The sequence below is a fragment of the Streptomyces sp. NPDC040589 genome (genome assembly GCF_055594445.1).
This window is the reverse complement of sequence record NZ_JBVIWP010000006.1, coordinates 339,938-358,002: the sequence shown is the minus strand read 5'-3', so window position 1 is coordinate 358,002 and position 18,065 is coordinate 339,938. Positions and strand designations below refer to the sequence as shown.

11 protein-coding genes are annotated in these 18,065 nt (G+C 73.1%); 3 read left to right on the top strand and 8 right to left on the bottom strand.

All coding sequences use genetic code 11. The features are described from left to right. Window positions 1–10: 10 nt before the first annotated feature. From ACZ58V_RS27530 to ACZ58V_RS27505, 6 genes are read right to left on the bottom strand one after another with little or no spacing between them, the layout of a single operon-like run. A complete protein-coding gene (locus ACZ58V_RS27530; RefSeq protein WP_471293159.1) occupies window positions 11–835 on the bottom strand; it encodes an HpcH/HpaI aldolase/citrate lyase family protein in 825 nt (274 codons plus the stop codon). Continuing rightward, window positions 832–2,043 (bottom strand): CaiB/BaiF CoA transferase family protein, encoded by a 1,212-nt coding sequence (locus ACZ58V_RS27525; protein ID WP_471293156.1) that lies wholly within the window; start codon window positions 2,041–2,043, stop codon window positions 832–834. Before ACZ58V_RS27525 ends, ACZ58V_RS27530 begins: the two co-directional genes overlap by 4 nt. Next, window positions 2,040–3,404 (bottom strand): ADP-ribosylglycohydrolase family protein, encoded by a 1,365-nt coding sequence (locus ACZ58V_RS27520; protein ID WP_471293154.1) that lies wholly within the window; start codon window positions 3,402–3,404, stop codon window positions 2,040–2,042. Before ACZ58V_RS27520 ends, ACZ58V_RS27525 begins: the two co-directional genes overlap by 4 nt. Continuing rightward, the gene (locus tag ACZ58V_RS27515) at window positions 3,392–4,561 is read right to left on the bottom strand and encodes an ADP-ribosylglycohydrolase family protein (RefSeq protein WP_471293151.1); all 1,170 of its coding nucleotides are present in this window, start codon (window positions 4,559–4,561) and stop codon (window positions 3,392–3,394) included. Before ACZ58V_RS27515 ends, ACZ58V_RS27520 begins: the two co-directional genes overlap by 13 nt. Window positions 4,562–4,568: 7 nt before the next feature. Further along, window positions 4,569–5,819, bottom strand: a complete 1,251-nt coding sequence (locus ACZ58V_RS27510) for an ADP-ribosylglycohydrolase family protein (RefSeq protein ID WP_471293149.1) — start codon at window positions 5,817–5,819, stop codon at window positions 4,569–4,571. After that, on the bottom strand, window positions 5,816–6,832 hold the full coding sequence (locus ACZ58V_RS27505) for an ADP-ribosylglycohydrolase family protein (RefSeq protein WP_468193424.1): 1,017 nt from the start codon (window positions 6,830–6,832) through the stop codon (window positions 5,816–5,818). Before ACZ58V_RS27505 ends, ACZ58V_RS27510 begins: the two co-directional genes overlap by 4 nt. A 227-nt stretch (window positions 6,833–7,059) precedes the next feature. Here ACZ58V_RS27505 and ACZ58V_RS27500 point away from each other — a divergent pair, with 227 nt between their 5' ends. The 3 genes from ACZ58V_RS27500 (at window position 7,060) to ACZ58V_RS27490 (ending at window position 14,230) form a co-directional block, all read left to right on the top strand. Beyond that, complete coding sequence (locus tag ACZ58V_RS27500; RefSeq protein WP_471293147.1) at window positions 7,060–7,791, top strand: VIT1/CCC1 transporter family protein; 732 nt, start codon at window positions 7,060–7,062, stop codon at window positions 7,789–7,791. Between the two features lie 384 nt (window positions 7,792–8,175). Continuing rightward, window positions 8,176–12,774 carry a glutamate synthase large subunit gene (gltB, locus tag ACZ58V_RS27495; RefSeq protein ID WP_468193643.1) on the top strand — a complete coding sequence of 1,533 codons (4,599 nt, stop codon included), beginning with the start codon at window positions 8,176–8,178 and terminating at the stop codon, window positions 12,772–12,774. After that, on the top strand, window positions 12,767–14,230 hold the full coding sequence (locus ACZ58V_RS27490) for a glutamate synthase subunit beta (protein WP_468193420.1): 1,464 nt from the start codon (window positions 12,767–12,769) through the stop codon (window positions 14,228–14,230). The genes gltB and ACZ58V_RS27490 overlap by 8 nt, the downstream gene beginning before the upstream one ends. Before the next feature lie 139 nt (window positions 14,231–14,369). On the opposite strand, the gene ACZ58V_RS27485 is transcribed toward ACZ58V_RS27490, so the two are convergent. Beyond that, the gene (locus ACZ58V_RS27485; RefSeq protein WP_471293144.1) at window positions 14,370–15,332 is read right to left on the bottom strand and encodes an ABC transporter ATP-binding protein; all 963 of its coding nucleotides are present in this window, start codon (window positions 15,330–15,332) and stop codon (window positions 14,370–14,372) included. Beyond that, entirely contained in the window at window positions 15,329–18,064 is a 2,736-nt protein-coding gene (locus ACZ58V_RS27480) for an ABC transporter permease (RefSeq protein WP_471293142.1), read from the bottom strand. Before ACZ58V_RS27480 ends, ACZ58V_RS27485 begins: the two co-directional genes overlap by 4 nt. Window position 18,065: the final 1 nt, after the last annotated feature.

The following is an 18,065-nucleotide window of genomic DNA, read 5'->3' as shown; positions in this document are numbered from 1 at the left end:
TCGGTGTGTCTCAGCGGCGGCGGGCCAGGGACAGCGTGCGCTGGGCCGCCGTCACCACCGCCGCGTCGACGAAGCAGCCGTCCGCGAGAGCCTGGGCGCCCTGCTGCGTCGCCGCCGCCTTGAGGATCGTCTCCGCCTGTTCGATCTCCCCCTCGGTGGGCAGATAGGCGCGTTCGATGACCGGCAGCTGACGGGGGTGGATCGCGGCGCGGCCCAGGAAGCCCAAGGCGCGGCCGTGGGCGCAGGAGGCGGCCAGCCCCGCCAGGTCGTGGATGTCCGGGTGGACCGACTGCGCAGGCGGGGGCAGGCCCGCAGCCCGGGCGGCCACGACCACCCGGGAGCGGGACCAGTCGAGAGCCGCGTCGTCCCGTACGCCCAGGTCCGCCCGCAGGTCCGCCTCCCCGAGCGCGATGCCCCGCAGGGACGGATGGGCCGTGGCGACGGCGTACGCCTGTTCCACACCGAGGGCCGTCTCCAGGAGGGCGTACAGGGGCAGCCCCGGGGGGACGGCGCGCTCGGCGATCCGGACGACCTCGGCGGGTGAGGTGATCTTGGGGAGTCGCAGGGCGCAGAGGCCGGGAGCGCGGGACACGGCCGCGATGTCCGGCGCGGCCCACGGGGTGTCCAGGGCGTTGACGCGGACGTGGACCGGGAGCGCGGGCAGGTCGCCGAGCAGGTCGGCGGTGGCGGCGCGGGCGTAGGCCTTGCGGTCCGGGGCGACCGCGTCCTCCAGGTCGATGACGACGATGTCGGCGCCGGAGGTGAGGGCCTTCGCCACCACGTGCGGGCGGTCGCCCGGGGCATACAGCCAGGTGAGCGGGTACGCCGCCGTCACAGGGCGCCCTCCGTGCGCAGCGCCGTGAGGTCGGCCGGGGTGAGGCCGAGCTCGGTCAGGACCTCGTCCGTGTCCGCGCCGTGCGGGCGGCCGGCCCAGCGGATCGCGCCGGGTGTGGCGGAGAGGCGGAAGAGGACGTTCTGCATGCGCAGGGGGCCCAGTTCCGGGTCGTCGACCGTGGTGATGGTGTTCAGGGCCTGGTACTGCGGGTCCGCCATCACGTCCCGGACGTCCTGGACCGGGGCCACCGCCGCCTCCGCCTTCTCGAAGGCCGCCAGGACGTCCGTGCGGGTGCGCGCGGCGATCCAGGAGCCGACGGCCTCGTCCAGGAGGTCGGCGTGGCGGGCGCGGTCGGCGCCCGTGGCGAACCACGGCTCGTCGGTCAGTTCCGGGCGGCCCACCAGGCGCATCACGCGCTCCGCGACCGACTGGGCCGACGTCGAGACGGCGACCCAGGTGTCGTCCGCCGTGCGGTAGACGCCGCGCGGGGCGTTGTTGGGTGAGCGGTTGCCGGTGCGGGGCTGGACGTGGCCGAGCTGGTCGTACCAGAGGGGCTGGGGGCCGAGGGCGGCCAGGATCGGTTCGATCAGGGCCATGTCGACGACCTGGCCCTCGCCGGTGCGCTCGCGTGCGGCCAGCGCCGTCATCACGGCGTACGCCGTCGTCAGGCCCGCGATGGAGTCGGCCAGGCCGAACGGCGGGAGGGTCGGGGGCGCGTCCGGTTCGCCGGTGATCGCGGCGAAGCCGCTCATCGCCTCGGCGAGGGTGCCGAAGCCGGGGCGGTGCGCGTAGGGGCCGAACTGGCCGAAGGCGGTGACGCGGGCCAGGACCAGACGCGGGTTGGCGGCCGACAGCTCCGGCCAGCCCAGGTCCCACTTCTCCAGGGTGCCGGGGCGGAAGTTCTCGATGACCACGTCGGCGGTGGCGGCGAGGCGAAGGAGGGTGGTGCGGCCGCCGGGCTTCGACAGGTCCAGGGTGATGGTGCGCTTGTTGCGGCCGAGCGTCTTCCACCACAGGCCGACGCCGTCCTTCGACGGGCCGTGGCCGCGGGAGGGGTCCGGTTTCGACGGGTGCTCGACCTTGACGACCTCGGCGCCGAAGTCGCCGAGCAGGGTGGCGGCGAGCGGGCCGGCGAAGAGGGTGGCGAGGTCGAGGACGCGGAGGCCGGTGAGGGGAGCGGTCATGGGCGCGGTCGTGGCAGCGGTCATGGGCGGTGGGTCTCCCGGTGCGTGAGGTGGGCGAGAGCGTCGAAGCCGATGCCGTCGAAGTCGCCGACGGACGTGGCGAGACGGTTCTTCAACGGAGCCGTCCAGCGGTCGGGGAGTGCCGCGGGGTGTCCGGCCAGCAGGCCGGCGACGCTGCCGGCCGTCGCGCCGTTGGAGTCGGTGTCCCAGCCGCCGCTCACGGCACGGCAGACGGAGCCGGGGAAGTCGCCGTTCGCGTGGGTGAGGGCGGCGGCGATCAGGGCGGTGTTGGGGACGGCGTGCACCCAGTGGTACGTGGGGGAGTGGACGGCGTGGAGTTCGTCCACGACCGTGTCGAAGTCGTCGTGCTCGCCCGCCAGCCGGACGGCGTGGCGGACGGCTCGGGCGAGGCGGGAGCGTGGGGGGACGACGGTGAGGCCGGTGCGCAGGCAGGCGTGGATGTCGTGTTCGCCCGTCGCGGCGGTCGCGAGGGTGGCTGCCGTGAACATCGCCGCGTAGACGCCGTTGGCGGTGTGGGTGAGCGTGGCGTCGCGGTGGGCCCGTTCCGCGGCGGCGGCCGGGTCGCCGGGGTTGGTCCAGCCGTGGACGTCGGCGCGGATCAGGGCGCCGATCCATTCGCGGAACGGGTTGCGATGGCGGGCGGTGTGCGGGGGTTCCAGGCCGGAGAGCAGGTTGCGGTAGGCGATGCGCTCGGCGGTGAAGGTGCGGCCGGCGGGGAGTTCGTCGAGCCAGGTGCGGGCCACGTCCGTGGTGGTGAAGGTGCTGCCGTGGCGTTGGAGGACGAGGAGGTTGAGGAGGGGGTAGTTGAGGTCGTCGTCCTCGGGCATGCCGTCGATGTTCTCGGCGAGGGAGGTGGCCGCCGAGCGGCGGTTCCAGGGGTGTGTGGTGAGGAGTTCTGCCGGGACGCCTCGGGCTGTGAAGTAGGTGGTGAGGGGCCAGTTGCCGGTGGATCGGGCCAGTTGGCGGATGCCTTCGAGGGGGAGCTTCTCGACTGGTTTGCCCAGGAGGCAGCCGGTGGCGCGGCCGAGCCAGGCGGCTTCCAGGTGCCGCGGCGTGGCGGCGGCGCGACTGCCCGCAGGCTCTGGCCAGTCCGGGCACAGGCGCCTGATCTCCTCCAGGTCCGTTGGTTCGTCGTCGGACAAGGCGCTCGGCAGGTCCGCCAGTTCGTCCAAGAGGTCTTCTGCCAGCTGGCGGAGGTAGCGGGACGCGGGGGTCGGGGACGCGCCTGCTGTGAGAGGGGCCTCGGGGCCGCCTGCCGCTCGCCAGCGGGCCGCGATCGCCTTCGGCTCGCGGCCGTCCTGGGACGCCTGGCGGAGTTCGTGGCCGATCAGGTCCTCCGGCTGGACCCAGGTCAGTCGGAGCATGCCGGGCCTCCGAGGGACGCGAAGGCCTGTTCGTGGGTGCGGCGGCGGGACACGTCCCGGGCGAAGATCTCGCGGGTCACGGCCGTGAGGGTCGTGGCCGGTTCCCAGAGGTCCAGGCGGCTGGCCTCCGCGACCGTCTTGGACCAGTCCTGGGGGACCGGCGAGCCGAGGGCGCCGGCCATGGCCCCCGCCATCGTGGCGATGGAGTCGCAGTCGCGGCCGTAGTTCACCGCGCCGAGGACCGCGTGGCGGTAGTCGCCCCCGGCCACGAGCAACATGCCCAGGGCTACGGGGAGTTCCTCGATCGCGTGGAGGCGGGAAGGGCGGCGGGCGCCGAGGGAAGGGGAACGGTAGTCGGGGCCCACCGTGTCGTAGGGGGCGACCGCCTCGCGCAGGGGGCGCAGCGCCGACTCGAAGTCCGTGTGGCGGGAGGCCTCCTCGCAGACCCGCTCGATGGCGGTGCGGGTGCCGTCCTTCGCGAGGGAGAGGCACGTCGAGACGATCGAGTCCGGGGTCGCCCCGGGCGTGCACGCCGCCGCCACCGCCGCGGCCAGGACGCCCGCCGCCTCACGGCCGTACGACGACTGGTGCGCGCCGGCGATGTCGAGTGCCTCGGCGTACGCCGAGGCCGGGTTGGCCGCGTTGACCAGGCCGACCGGGGCCATGTACATCGCCGCACCGCAGTTGACGATGTTGCCGGTGCCGGCCTCGCGCGGGTCGGCATGGCCGTAGTGGAGCCTCGTCACCAGCCATTTCTCCGCCAGGAAGATCCGTTGGAGGGGGAGGGCCTCGGTCTCCAGTTCCGGGATCCAGCGCGGCTCGGTCATCAGGTCGGGGACGAGGTGGTCGGCGACCGCGTAGGCGTCCAGGTGGTCGCGGACCCGGGCGTAGACGCGGACCAGGGCGTGGGTCATCAAGGTGTCGTCCGTGACGTGGCCGTCCCCCTTGTGGTACGGGGCGAGGGGGCGAGCCGTGCGCCAGGCGTCGCCGTGCCAGGGGCCGACGATGCCGTGGACGCGGCCGCCGTGGCGTTCGAGGATCTGCTCGGGCGCCCAGCCCTCGACGGGGCCGCCGAGGGCGTCGCCGACGGCGGCCCCGGTCAGGGCACCGGTGATCCGCTCGTCCAGTGGGGCGTTTTGGTGTGATTTGGGGTTCATGGCCGCATCATCCACCTGGGCGGGCCGGTTGTGCGGCTTCGAGGAGTTCGGCGAGTTCTACGAGGTCGGTGCCGGTGAGACGGGGGAGGACGCAGCCGGAGAGCGTGCGGCAGGTCTCCCGCCAGGAGGCCGGGATCGAGGCGCCGCCGCCCAGCGCGCCGGTGAGGGCGCCCGCCAGGGCCGGGGCGGAGTCCGCGACCCGGGACAGACAGGCCGCGGCGGGGACCGCCTCCGCGATGCGGCCGCGGGCGGCGGTGGCCAGGGCGAGGGCGACCGGGACCGTTTCGGCGGCGGCGATGCCGTAGCTGTAGACGTGGTCGACGATCTGGTGTTCCAGGGGCGGGACCAGGGCGAAGGCGCTGTCCGCGGCGGCGGCGAGGTGCAGGCCGTGCCGGGCGTTGCGGCCGATCTCCGTCTCCTCGGGGAGTTCGGCGAGGGCCGCCGTGACACAGGCGTCGACGTTCGCCCCGGCCAGGGCGAGGGCGAGGGCCGCCGCCATCGCGCGGGCGCCGTGCACGCCGTCGCCGTCCTGGGTGTAGCGGGCGTCGAACTCGGCGAGTGCGGCGGCGCGGCCCGGGTCGCCCGGGTGGGCCATGGCCAGGACGCAGGCGCGTACGCAGGCCGCGTCGTCGAAGTAGTGCGGGTTGTCGTGGCCGGTGGCGGGCGGTCGCAGACCGGTGGCGAGGTTGCCGAGGCCGGCGCGGACGGAGATGCGGGCGCGCAGGGGGAGGACGGCGGACTCGATCTCGGGGGCGCGGTCCGCCGCGGCGGCGACCTCGGCGGCGAGGGCGTTCCAGGTGAGGTCGATGGCGGCGCGGGTGCGGCGTTCTCGGCTGAGGTCGTTCAGGACGGTGTCGTCGCCTGCGCGCAGGAGGGCTTCGGCGGCGAAGGCCGCCCATTCGGCGTCGTCGGAGGGGCCGAGGCGGAGGGGTTCGGGGGGTTGGTTCAGGGCGATGGGGACGGGGAGGGTGGTGGTGGCGTTGTGTTCGGCGAAGGTGTCCAGTTCGCGGGTGAGGCGGCGGGTCCAGTCGGGCATGCGGGCGGCTCTGTGGCGGGCGGCGGGCCAGCCGGCGGCGTCTCCGGCGGCGAGTCCGAGCAGGAGGCCTTCGGCCTTTCTGTCTCCCGCTCGCGCACCGCCCGTAAGTGTCACCCGAAGGGTCCTGGTCTCCCGTGGGGCGCCTTTACCGTCGGCGGCCTCGGGTGGTGGCACCTGCGCGTGCTTCTCACCGTCGGCGGCCGACGGTGCCAGTGGGGTCATGTTCGGGCCCCCGTCTCGGCGTCCGCTGTCAGCAGGTCCGCCACGTCCAGGACGTGGTAGCCCGCCATCGCCGGGAGGCAGCTGCCGCGGACCGGGCCGATGGGGGTGGCCCAGGGCTGCGGGATCGCCGTGACGCCTTGTGTCGCGCCCGCGAGCGCCCCCGCCACCGCCGCCGTCGTGTCCGCGTCTCGGCCCATGTTCACCGCGGTCAGGACGGACTGCTCGAAGTCGCCGTCGGCCGCCGCGTACGCGCCGAAGGCGAGGGCGACCGCCTCGGGGGCCAGGTCGGTCCAGGGGTAGCCGCCGATGACGACCGCGGAGCGGACCGCCCGTTCGCCGCGGTGGGCCACCGCCACCGCGCGGCGCAGACAGCGGGCCGTCCACGAGTCGTCGGGCACGACCGCGAGGGCGGCGGCCACGACCGCGATCGCCGGGGCGCCCGCCATCGCCGCCGCCACACCCGCCGCCACCGCCTGGCCGCCGTAGATGCCCTCGCCGTCGTGGCTCACCGAGCCGTCGATGGCGACCAGGCGGGCCGCTTCCGCCGGGCGGCCCGCAGCGAACACCCCGAAGGGGGCCGCGCGCATGGCCAGGCCGTCGCTCCAGGCGTGCCGGTGCTGGGCGGAGATCGGGGCGGCCAGGCCCCTGCGCAGGTTCTCCAGCGTGCCGCGCTCGCTGAAACCGGCGCCCCGGAAGGGGCCCTCGTCACGGTCGGCGATCCACTCGTGCCAGGCCGCCTCCACATGCGTCGGGGTGAGTGCGGAGCCGTGCCGGGCCAGGAGGAGACCGGAGAAGATCGCGTACTCGGTGTCATCCGTGCCGGACGGGTTATCAGCGACGTAGCCGGTGATACGGCCCCACCGGGCGCGGATCTCGGAGGGCTTCATGTTCTCGGCGGGGGCGCCGAGGGCGTCACCGACGGCCAGGCCCAGCAGCGCGCCCCGTGCCCGCTCGCGGAGCGCGGCGGCGTCCCCGGGCGCCGGAACGGAGGGGATACAGGCGATCGATGCCATACGGCATGTGTCCCACTCCGGCGACCGCCCCGAGCCTCGGGAGCCACAGCATCACCCGGTCGACATCTGCGCAGGGTGATGATCAAGTGAGCGCAAAAGGGTAAACCCGCAGGTTAGCCCAGCCTTTCCTTGCTGGCGGCGCCGGAATTCACGGCGTACTTTGGGTGTTGTAAAAATCTGGAACTCGTCCAAAGAAGCCGTTGAAGCAAGGGAATCGGGGATCTTTCATGGCCATCATCGAGACCGAGGCGACGCTGCACGAGGCGCACCGGGACAACCACACGCACCGGGACGTGAACGGCGGCTGGCTGCGTCCCGCGGTGTTCGGTGCGATGGACGGCCTCGTCTCCAACCTGGCCCTGATGACCGGTGTCGCGGGCGGGTCCGTGGGCCAGCAGACCGTGATCCTCACCGGACTCGCGGGTCTGGCCGCCGGTGCCTTCTCCATGGCCGCCGGCGAGTACACCTCGGTGGCCTCGCAGCGTGAGCTCGTCGAGGCCGAGCTGGACGTGGAGCGGCGCGAGCTGCGCAAGCACCCGAAGGACGAGGAGGCCGAGCTCGCCTCGCTCTACGAGGCGAGAGGCGTCGAGCCGCGGCTGGCCCGGGAGGTCGCCCGGCAGCTGTCGAAGGATCCCGAGCAGGCGCTGGAGATCCATGCCCGCGAGGAGCTGGGCATCGACCCCGGCGATCTGCCCTCGCCCACCGTGGCCGCGGTGTCGAGCTTCGGCTCCTTCGCGCTGGGTGCGCTGATCCCCGTACTGCCGTATCTGCTGGGTGCGAGCACCCTGTGGCCCGCCGTGCTGCTGGCGCTGCTGGGGCTCTTCCTGTGCGGTGCGGTGGTGGCCAGGGTGACGGCCCGCACCTGGTGGTACAGCGGGCTGCGGCAGCTGTTGCTGGGAGGCGCGGCGGCCGGTGTGACGTACGCCCTGGGCACCCTGTTCGGAACGGCCGTAGGATAGCTCGGCTTGGACTTATGCGTGGGGCCGCATAAGTAGCCGTTACTCGCTGGTTTCGGATACGCAACCACGGGGCATGAGCCGTAAGCGCTGCGGGCAACGACGCTCGCCGCGCACCCCCAGCGGGACGGGTGAAGACGCCTGTTCCCGCCATCGGGCCCGGCGGGCATCGATCTCACCCGGTCGTTCCGTGTCGGCCCCCATAGCTTCCACCGTCCGCGCGGAACCCCCGCCGCGCACCTGCGGTGTCCGCATGTTGGAACGGATTATCCCGCTTCCCGAGAACCGCTCCATCATGTAACCTGCACGAAATTTTGCGATCACGCAGAGGGCCAACGTCGTCCCTCGGCACCTTGCATATGCCACATGACGACGACGGGAGAGCCGATGCGTACGCCGCGCCAGCCGTCCCAGCACTCCGCGAATGGCCAGAACTGGTCGTTCATGGATGCTCGCCCTGCTGCGCAGGGTATGTACGACCCCCGCAACGAGCACGACGCCTGCGGCGTCGGCTTCGTCGCCACCCTCACAGGCGAGGCGTCCCACACCCTGGTCGAGCAGGCTCTGACCGTCCTGCGCAACCTCGAACACCGCGGTGCCACCGGCTCCGAGCCCGACTCCGGCGACGGCGCCGGCATCCTGTCGCAGGTCCCGGACGCCTTCTTCCGTGACGTGGCCGGATTCGAGCTGCCCGAGGCCGGCGGATACGCCGTCGGCATCGCCTTCCTGCCGGAGGACTCCACCGCCGACGCCGTCTCGAAGATCGAGACGATCGCGTCCGAGGAGGGCCTCACCGTGCTCGGCTGGCGCGAGGTGCCGGTCGCGCCCCAGCTGCTGGGTGCCACCGCCCGGTCGACCATGCCGGTCTTCCGCCAGATCTTCGTCTCGGACGGTTCGTCGACGGACATCGCCCTGGACCGCAAGGCGTTCGTGCTGCGCAAGCGCGCCGAGCGCGAGGCCGGCGTGTACTTCCCGTCGCTGTCCGCGCGGACGATCGTCTACAAGGGCATGCTGACCACCGGCCAGCTGGAGCCCTTCTTCCCGGACCTGTCCGACCGCCGCTTCGCCTCCGCGGTCGCGCTCGTGCACTCCCGGTTCTCGACGAACACGTTCCCGTCGTGGCCGCTGGCCCATCCCTACCGCTTCGTCGCGCACAACGGTGAGATCAACACCGTCAAGGGCAACCGCAACTGGATGGTGGCCCGCGAGTCGCAGCTGGTCTCCGACCTGTTCGGCTCGGACGACAAGGCCCTGGAGCGGATCTTCCCGGTCTGTACGCCGGACGCCTCCGACTCCGCCTCCTTCGACGAGGTCCTCGAACTCCTGCACCTGGGCGGCCGTTCCCTGCCGCACTCCGTGCTGATGATGATCCCGGAGGCGTGGGAGAACCACGACTCCATGGACCCGGCCCGGCGTGCCTTCTACCAGTACCACTCCACGATGATGGAGCCCTGGGACGGCCCGGCCTGTGTCACCTTCACCGACGGCGTCCAGGTCGGCGCCGTGCTCGACCGCAACGGTCTGCGCCCCGGCCGCTACTGGGTCACCGACGACGGCCTCGTCGTCCTCGGCTCCGAGGTCGGCGTCCTGGACATCGACCCGGCCAAGGTCGTCCGCAAGGGCCGTCTCCAGCCCGGCCGCATGTTCCTCGTCGACACCGCCGAGCACCGCATCATCGAGGACGACGAGATCAAGGCCGAGCTCGCCGCCGAGAACCCGTACGCGGAGTGGCTGGAAGCCGGCGAGATCGAGCTGGGCGACCTGCCCGAGCGCGAGCACATCGTCCACACCCACGCCTCGGTCACCCGCCGCCAGCAGACCTTCGGCTACACCGAGGAGGAGCTGCGCGTCCTCCTCGCGCCGATGGCCAAGGCCGGTGCCGAGCCGATCGGCTCGATGGGCACCGACTCGCCGATCGCGGCGCTCTCGGACCGCCCGCGGCTGCTCTTCGACTACTTCACCCAGCTGTTCGCGCAGGTCACCAACCCGCCGCTGGACGCGATCCGCGAGGAGCTCGTCACCTCGCTGCGCTCCGCGCTGGGCCCGCAGGGCAACCTGCTCGAGCCGAACGCGGCCTCCTGCCGCAGTGTCCTGCTGCCCTTCCCGGTGATCGACAACGACGAGCTGGCCAAGCTCATCCACATCAACGCCGACGGCGACATGCCCGGCTTCAAGGCCGCGACGCTGTCCGGCCTGTACCGGGTGCACGGCGGCGGTGACACGCTGGCCGCGCGCATCGAGGAGATCTGCGCCGAGGCCGACGCCGCGATAGAGAACGGCGCCCGGCTGATCGTCCTGTCGGACCGCCACTCGGACGCCGAGCACGCGCCGATCCCGTCGCTGCTGCTCACCGCGGCCGTCCACCACCACCTCATCCGCACCAAGCAGCGCACCCAGGTGGGCCTGCTGGTCGAGGCCGGTGACGTCCGCGAGGTCCACCACGTCGCCCTGCTCATCGGCTACGGCGCCGCCGCCGTCAACCCGTACCTGGCGATGGAGTCCGTCGAGGACCTGGTCCGCGCCGGCACCTTCCTGCCCGGCATCGAGCCCGAGCAGGCCATCCGCAACCTCATCTACGCCCTCGGCAAGGGCGTGCTGAAGGTCATGTCCAAGATGGGCATCTCGACCGTCGCCTCCTACCGCGGCGCCCAGGTCTTCGAGGCCGTCGGCCTGGACGAGACCTTCGTCGAGGCGTACTTCAACGGCACGGCCACCAAGATCGGCGGCGTCGGCATCGACGTCATCGCCAAGGAGGTCGCCGCCCGCCACGCCAAGGCCTACCCGGCCTCCGGCATCGCCCCGGCGCACCGCGCGCTGGAGATAGGCGGCGAGTACCAGTGGCGTCGCGAGGGCGAGCCGCACCTGTTCGACCCGGACACGGTCTTCCGCCTCCAGCACTCCACGCGCTCCGGCCGCTACGACATCTTCAAGAAGTACACCGAGCGCGTGAACGAGCAGTCCGAGCGGCTGATGACGCTGCGCGGCCTGTTCGGCTTCAAGTCCGGCCGGCAGCCGATCTCCATCGACGAGGTCGAGCCGGTCTCCGAGATCGTCAAGCGGTTCTCGACGGGCGCCATGTCGTACGGCTCCATCTCCCAGGAGGCGCACGAGACCCTCGCCATCGCCATGAACCAGCTGGGCGGCAAGTCCAACACCGGTGAGGGCGGCGAGGACGCGGAGCGTCTGTACGACCCGGCCCGCCGGTCGTCCATCAAGCAGGTCGCCTCCGGCCGCTTCGGCGTGACCTCCGAGTACCTGGTCAACGCGGACGACATCCAGATCAAGATGGCCCAGGGCGCCAAGCCCGGCGAGGGCGGCCAGCTGCCCGGCCACAAGGTCTACCCGTGGGTCGCCAAGACGCGTCACTCGACGCCGGGCGTCGGCCTCATCTCGCCGCCGCCGCACCACGACATCTACTCCATCGAGGACCTGGCCCAGCTGATCCACGACCTGAAGAACGCGAACCCGCAGGCGCGGATTCACGTCAAGCTGGTCTCGGAGGTCGGCGTCGGCACGGTCGCCGCGGGTGTCTCGAAGGCGCACGCGGACGTCGTCCTGATCTCCGGCCACGACGGTGGTACGGGTGCCTCGCCGCTGACGTCGCTCAAGCACGCCGGCGGTCCCTGGGAGCTCGGCCTCGCCGAGACCCAGCAGACGCTGCTGCTCAACGGCCTGCGCGACCGCATCGTCGTGCAGACCGACGGCCAGCTGAAGACCGGCCGTGACGTGGTCATCGCCGCGCTCCTCGGCGCCGAGGAGTTCGGTTTCGCGACCGCGCCGCTCGTCGTCTCCGGCTGCGTCATGATGCGCGTCTGCCACCTGGACACCTGCCCGGTCGGCATCGCCACGCAGAACCCGACGCTGCGCGAGCGCTACTCCGGCAAGGCCGAGTACGTCGTGAACTTCTTCAAGTACATCGCCGAAGAGGTCCGCGAGATCCTCGCCGAGCTGGGCTTCCGCTCCATCGAGGAGGCCGTCGGCCACGCCGAGGCCCTCGACGTCACCCGCGCGGTCGACCACTGGAAGGCGCAGGGCCTGGACCTGGAGCCGCTGTTCCACGTGCCCGAGCTGCCCGAGGGCGCGGTCCGCCACCAGCTGATCGCCCAGGACCACGGTCTGGAGAAGGCGCTCGACAACCAGCTGATCAAGCTGGCCGCCGACGCCCTGTCCGCCTCGGACGCCACCGAGGCCCAGCCGGTGCGCGCCCAGGTGCAGATCCGCAACATCAACCGCACGGTCGGCACCATGCTCGGCCACGAGGTGACGAAGAAGTTCGGCGGTGCGGGCCTGCCCGAGGACACCGTCGACATCACCTTCACCGGCTCCGCGGGCCAGTCCTTCGGCGCGTTCGTGCCGCGCGGTGTCACGCTGCGCCTGGAGGGCGACGCCAACGACTACGTCGGCAAGGGCCTCTCCGGCGGCCGGGTGATCGTCCGCCCGGACCGCGGCGCCGACCACCTCGCCGAGTACTCGACGATCGCGGGCAACACCATCGCCTACGGCGCGACCGGCGGCGAGCTGTTCCTGCGCGGTCGTACGGGCGAGCGGTTCTGCGTCCGCAACTCCGGCGCCACGGTCGTCTCCGAGGGTGTGGGCGACCACGGCTGCGAGTACATGACCGGCGGTCACGCGGTGGTGCTCGGCGAGACGGGCCGCAACTTCGCGGCCGGTATGTCCGGTGGTATCGCGTACGTCATCGACCTGGACCGCGACAACGTCAACGTCGGCAACGTGGACGCCGTGGAGCCGCTGGACGACACCGACAAGCAGTGGCTGCACGACGTGGTCCGCCGCCACCAGGAGGAGACGGGCTCGACCGTCGCCGAGAAGCTCCTGGCCGAGTGGGACACCGCCGTCGAGCGCTTCAGCAGGATCATCCCCAGCACGTACAAGGCAGTGCTCGCCGCCAAGGACGCCGCCGAGCGAGCCGGTCTCTCCGAGACCGAGACCCACGAGAAGATGATGGAGGCGGCGATCAATGGCTGACCCGAAGGGCTTTCTGAACCACGGCCGCGAGGTCGCCAAGTCCCGCCCGGTCGAGGAGCGCCTCAAGGACTGGAACGAGGTCTACGTCCCCGGCTCCCTGCTGCCCATCATCAGCAAGCAGGCCAGCCGCTGCATGGACTGCGGCATCCCGTTCTGCCACAACGGCTGTCCGCTGGGGAACCTCATCCCCGAGTGGAACGACTACGCCTACCGCGAGGACTGGGCCGCCGCCTCGGAGCGGCTGCACGCGACGAACAACTTCCCGGAGTTCACGGGCCGTCTGTGCCCCGCTCCCTGCGAGTCGGCGTGTGTGCTCGGCATCAACCAGCCGGCCGTCACCATCAAGAACGTCGAGGTCTCGATCATCGACAAGGCGTGGGAGACCGGGGACGTCGCCCCGCAGATCCCGGAGCGCCTGTCCGGCAAGACGGTCGCGGTCGTCGGCTCGGGCCCGGCCGGTCTGGCCGCCGCCCAGCAGCTGACCCGGGCCGGCCACACGGTCGCCGTCTACGAGCGCGCGGACCGTATCGGAGGCCTCCTCCGCTACGGCATCCCCGAGTTCAAGATGGAGAAGCGGCACATCAACCGCCGTATCGAGCAGATGCGCGCGGAGGGCACCCGCTTCCGTACGGGCATCGAGATCGGCCGTGACCTGAAGGCGACGGACCTGAAGAAGCGGTACGACGCGGTGGTCCTGGCCGTCGGCGCGACCACGGCCCGCGATCTGCCGGTGCCCGGCCGCGAGCTCCAGGGCATCTACCAGGCCATGGAGTACCTGCCCCTGTCCAACAAGGTCCAGGAGGGCGACTTCGTGGCGCCCCCCATCACGGCCGAGGGCAAGCACGTCGTGGTCATCGGCGGCGGCGACACCGGCGCGGACTGCGTGGGCACCGCCCACCGTCAGGGCGCGGCCTCCGTCACGCAGCTGGAGATCATGCCCCGTCCGGGCGAGGAGCGGAACACGGACTCCCAGCCGTGGCCGACCTTCCCCATGCTGTACAAGGTCACCTCCGCGCACGAGGAGGGCGGCGAGCGGGTCTACTCCGTCTCGACGACCCACTTCGAGGGCGACGAGGACGGCAACGTCCAGTGGCTGCACCTCACCGAGGTGGAGTTCATCGACGGCAAGCTGACCCCGAAGCCGGGCACCGAGCGCAAGATCCCCGCCCAGCTGGTCACCCTCGCCATGGGCTTCACCGGCACCGACCGCGACAACGGCCTGGTCGAGCAGTTCGGCCTGGACCTCGACGAGCGGGGCAACATCGCCCGCGACGCCGACTTCCAGACCAACGTGCCGGGCGTGTTCGTCGCCGGTGACGCGGGCCGCGGCCAGTCGCTCATCGTGTGGGCGATCGCGGAGGGCCGCTCGGCCGCGCGCGGGGTGGACCGCCGCCTCGCGGGCGCCAGCGAGCTGCCGGCCCCGATCCGCCCGACGGACCGCGCGCTGATGGTCTGACGCGCACCCCCAGAACGTCCCGTACAAAGGCGTACGGGCGGGATATCTGGGGGGATACCCCCCAGACCCCCCGAGATGGCGCCTGCCCCACAGTCCCCGACCGGACGACAGGGCAGGCGCCGTCGTATGTCCCCGGCCGTCAGCCGTTGCCGCTCCCGTCCGGCCACACCTGGATGTGGTCCTCCTCCAGTTCCAGCAGCACCCGGTCCGCCATGCCCAGTGCCGTCGTGTACTCGTCCGGCAGCTGGAGGCGGCCCGCGCGGTCGAGCATCGCGTACTCGTGGGCCACCAGGGACTCCTGGCCCGCCTCGTCGATCTCCGTGCGGCGCAGTACCTCCGTGGAGGTGCGGCCGTCGCGGATCGCGACCGTGCGGCGGACCTCGCCGGCGACGGCCTGGTCGTGCGTGACGATGACGATCGTCGTGCCCAGCTCCTCGTTGGCCCGGCGGAACGCCGCGAAGACCTGCTGGCCGGTCGCCGAGTCCAGTTCGCCGGTCGGCTCGTCGGCGAGCAGTACGGCGGGGGCGTTGGCCAGGCCGACGGCGATCGCGACGCGTTGCTGCTGTCCGCCGGACATCTGGTGCGGACGCCGGTCCCGGCAGTCGGCGACCCCGAGCATGGCCAGCAGCTCGTCCGCCCGTCCGGCGCGTTTCCTCCGTGAGCCGCCCGCCAGTTGCATGGGCAGGGCGACGTTCTGCGCCGCCGTCAGATACGGCAGCAGATTGCGTGCCGTCTGCTGCCAGACGAAGCCGACCACCTCGCGCCGGTAACGCAACCGTGCCTTCGCGTCCATCGCCAGCAGATCGCGGCCCGCGACCTTCGCTGCGCCCGCGGTCGGGACGTCCAGGCCCGCGAGGATGTTCATCAACGTCGACTTGCCGCTGCCGGACGCCCCCACCAGGGCCATCAACTCGCCCTCCCGCACCAGGAGATCGAGCCCCTGGAGCGCCTGCACCTCCATGGCGTCCTCGCCGCCGCGCTTGGCGAAGATCCGCACCAGCCGGTCGCAGGCGATCAGGGCGTCGTGCCCGTACGCGGGCCGGTCGCGGTGCCGCGTCGCCCGCCGCTCCAGTTCCGCGAGCGACTCCGTCGTACCGGTCATCGCATGTCTCCTGCCCTGAGGTGAGTGATCGGTGTCCGGCGTCCCGCCCACCAGGCCTGCGCGACGGCCACAGCTCCTGCCAGCAGCACCGCGCCCGCGGCGGGCAGGGCCAGCGCCCACGCGTCGGCCCGCAGCGTGACGCGCCCCGGTGCCGTGACGCCGGACGCGCCGGCCAGGGCGAGCCGCTCCAGGTCGATGCCGGGGGCGAGCAGCACCACCGCGGCCCAGCCGACGGCCATGCCCCCGCCGGCCGCGAGCAGCGTCTGGGGCAGCGCCTCCAGGCCCAGCAGCCGCCGCCCCTGGCGGGCCGTCAGGCCCAGGGTGCGCAGCCGGGCCAGCAGCGCCGCCCGTTCCGGTGCCGACCGCAGCAGCCCGAGCACCAGGGCGAGCAGGGCGTACCCCGCGCTTCCCGCGACGGCCCAGACGTAGATCCGTTCCGCGCCCGACTGCAGCGGCGAGTCGGACAGCGCCGCGCGTGCCTCGCCGCGCAGTTCCACGGAGAGCTCCGGCCCGGCGCCGCGCACGGCCGCCCGCAGCGCCTTCGCGTCCAGCCCGGCACCGGCCGCCAGCAGGACCGTGGGGCGGCCGAAGTCCTTCAGCCCCGCCGCGTCGACCAGCAGGAACTCGCCCTCGGGGACGGCCGGGGTACGGGGGCGCACGGCGGTGATCCGCACCGTGACGGCTCCGGCCGGCAGTACGATCCGGCGCGGCTCCCGCCCGAGCCGCTCGGCGACCTCGGGGGAGGCGACGGCGTCCCGCACCCCGCCCTGGGTCCGCAGCCGGTCGGCCGGGAACCCCCCGAGCCCCATCTGCCGGGCCAGCCCCGCGTAGGAGTCCGGCTCGACCCCGACCACCGTCAGCGACCGCGTCGTGTCGGACGCGCGCTCCGAGGCGAACTCGACGCCGATGGGCGCGACCTGCCCCACGCCCGCCACCTCTCCCACCGCCCGTGCCTGCCCCGCCGGGAGCGGGCTGCCGTCGGTCGTGGAGATCCGTACGTCCGCGCCCGTCTCCAGCAGCGCGGCCCGGTCGCGGGCGTCCGCCACGCCCGTCAGCACGGACCCCCCGAACGCGGCCGTCGTCAGGGCCGTCAGCAGGGCCAGCAGCGGCAGCGTGGCGACCGCGGCCGGGGAGCGGCCCGCGTGGGCCAGCGACAGGAACCCGACCACGCCGCGCAGCCGCCCGGCCGGGCCGGCGGCCCACCGCAGGGGCAGCGGGTACAGCCGTACCAGGAGCAGCGCGGCGACCAGCCCGATGAGCACCGGGGCGGCGCTCACCAGCAGATCGCCCGTCGCCTGCGTACCGCGGCGGCGCAGCGCCGCCACCGAGCCCACGGCCAGCACCAGCAGGGTCAGTTCGGCGACCGTGCGGCGCGCGCCGGGCCTGGCGTGGGCGAGGTCGTCGCGCTCCTGGTGCACCCGCGGCCTGCGATGCGCCACGACCGCGCGCACCGGCAGCACGGCACAGGCGAGCAGGGCCACCGTGCCCGCCCCGAGGACGGCGGGCAGCGGCCGGCCCTCGTCCACGACGAGCACCGCGAGCAGCAGACCGCACGCCGCCGCGGGCACCGCCGGCACCGCGGCCTCGGCCAGCAGCCGCCCGGCGATGCCGGGCAGGGAGCCGCCCCGGGCCCGCAGCAGGGCGAGTTCGGCGTCCCGGCGGGCGGCGGCCAGGCCACCGCTCATCACCAGGACGACCACGGCGACCGCGGCGATGCCGAAGGCCGCGACGGCGACCACGGGCGTGATCGCGTCAAGGGTCTGGGTGTAGGAGCCGGCGATCTGCTCCAGGCCGGTGGACACCTGGGCCGTCGGACCGGCGGCCCCGCGCATCCGCACCAGCCCGGGCCCGTCCTCCAGGGAGGCGACCGCCTCGACGAGCGCCGAGGTGTCCGACCCGGTGAGCCGCCCGGTCGCGGGCGCGAACCGCCAGTACTTCTCCGGCTCGCCCTGCCCGCCGAGCAGCGCCGGCGCGGCCCCCGGCGCCAGCAGGACGCCCGCCTCCCAGTAGTACATCGGGGGACGGCTTCCGGTGGAGGTCAGGCCAGGTGTGCGCAGGACCGGCTCGGCGGACCAGTAGCTCCGCTGCGGGTGCCGGGGTTCGACGATGCCGGTGATCCGTACGGTCAGCGGCCCGTCCAGGAAGTCGGCCAGGGTGAGCGTGGAGCCGGTCCGCAGCCGCAGCGTGCGTGCGGTCTCGGCGGTCACGGCTCCTTCCACCACCCTGGTGTCCACGGTGACCGGTGTCTTCGCGGCCGGCAGCCGGCCCTCCCGGACGGTGGCGTGGCCGGCCAGTCCCGACTGCGTGGCCAGGGTGAAGCGGGGCGGCAGCCCGTCGGGCCGGGGCAGCGACGCCTCCTGTGCCTCCAGGCTCTTCGCGGTCCGCACCCCGTACGCCGACTCGGCCGGGTCCGCCCGCAGCGGTGCGGGCAGCAGGGCCCGCGCCGCGCCGTCGACGGCCTTCAGCGCCTTCGGCAGGACCTCGTCCGCACGGTCCTTCTCCGGCAGTTCGAGACCGGGCTGCACCGCCTTCAGCTCCAGCACGGTGGACTCGGGGGAGGCACCGGCGACCGCCGCGCGCAGCCCGTCCGTCTCGTACGCCTCGACGGCCCGGGGCAGGACGGCCGCGAGGAACGCCGTGACCAGCACCAGCACACCGAAGGCGACGGTGGCCACGGGCGCGGCCCGCAGCCGTGTCCGCACCCAGGGCGCGCCCTGTTCCCTCGGCGGCATC

Excerpts from the sequence above, each read along its gene's own strand:
- ACZ58V_RS27520 (WP_471293154.1), bottom strand. The coding sequence starts at position 3,404 with ATGCTCCGACTGACCTGGGTCCAGCCGGAGGACCTGATCGGCCACGAA.
- ACZ58V_RS27500 (WP_471293147.1), top strand. The coding sequence starts at position 7,060 with ATGGCCATCATCGAGACCGAGGCGACGCTGCACGAGGCGCACCGGGAC.
- ACZ58V_RS27515 (WP_471293151.1), bottom strand. The coding sequence starts at position 4,561 with ATGAACCCCAAATCACACCAAAACGCCCCACTGGACGAGCGGATCACC.
- ACZ58V_RS27485 (WP_471293144.1), bottom strand. The coding sequence starts at position 15,332 with ATGACCGGTACGACGGAGTCGCTCGCGGAACTGGAGCGGCGGGCGACG.
- ACZ58V_RS27525 (WP_471293156.1), bottom strand. The coding sequence starts at position 2,043 with ATGACCGCTGCCACGACCGCGCCCATGACCGCTCCCCTCACCGGCCTC.
- ACZ58V_RS27510 (WP_471293149.1), bottom strand. The coding sequence starts at position 5,819 with ATGACCCCACTGGCACCGTCGGCCGCCGACGGTGAGAAGCACGCGCAG.
- gltB (WP_468193643.1), top strand. The coding sequence starts at position 8,176 with ATGCGTACGCCGCGCCAGCCGTCCCAGCACTCCGCGAATGGCCAGAAC.
- ACZ58V_RS27490 (WP_468193420.1), top strand. The coding sequence starts at position 12,767 with ATGGCTGACCCGAAGGGCTTTCTGAACCACGGCCGCGAGGTCGCCAAG.
- ACZ58V_RS27480 (WP_471293142.1), bottom strand. The coding sequence starts at position 18,064 with ATGCCGCCGAGGGAACAGGGCGCGCCCTGGGTGCGGACACGGCTGCGG.
- ACZ58V_RS27505 (WP_468193424.1), bottom strand. The coding sequence starts at position 6,832 with ATGGCATCGATCGCCTGTATCCCCTCCGTTCCGGCGCCCGGGGACGCC.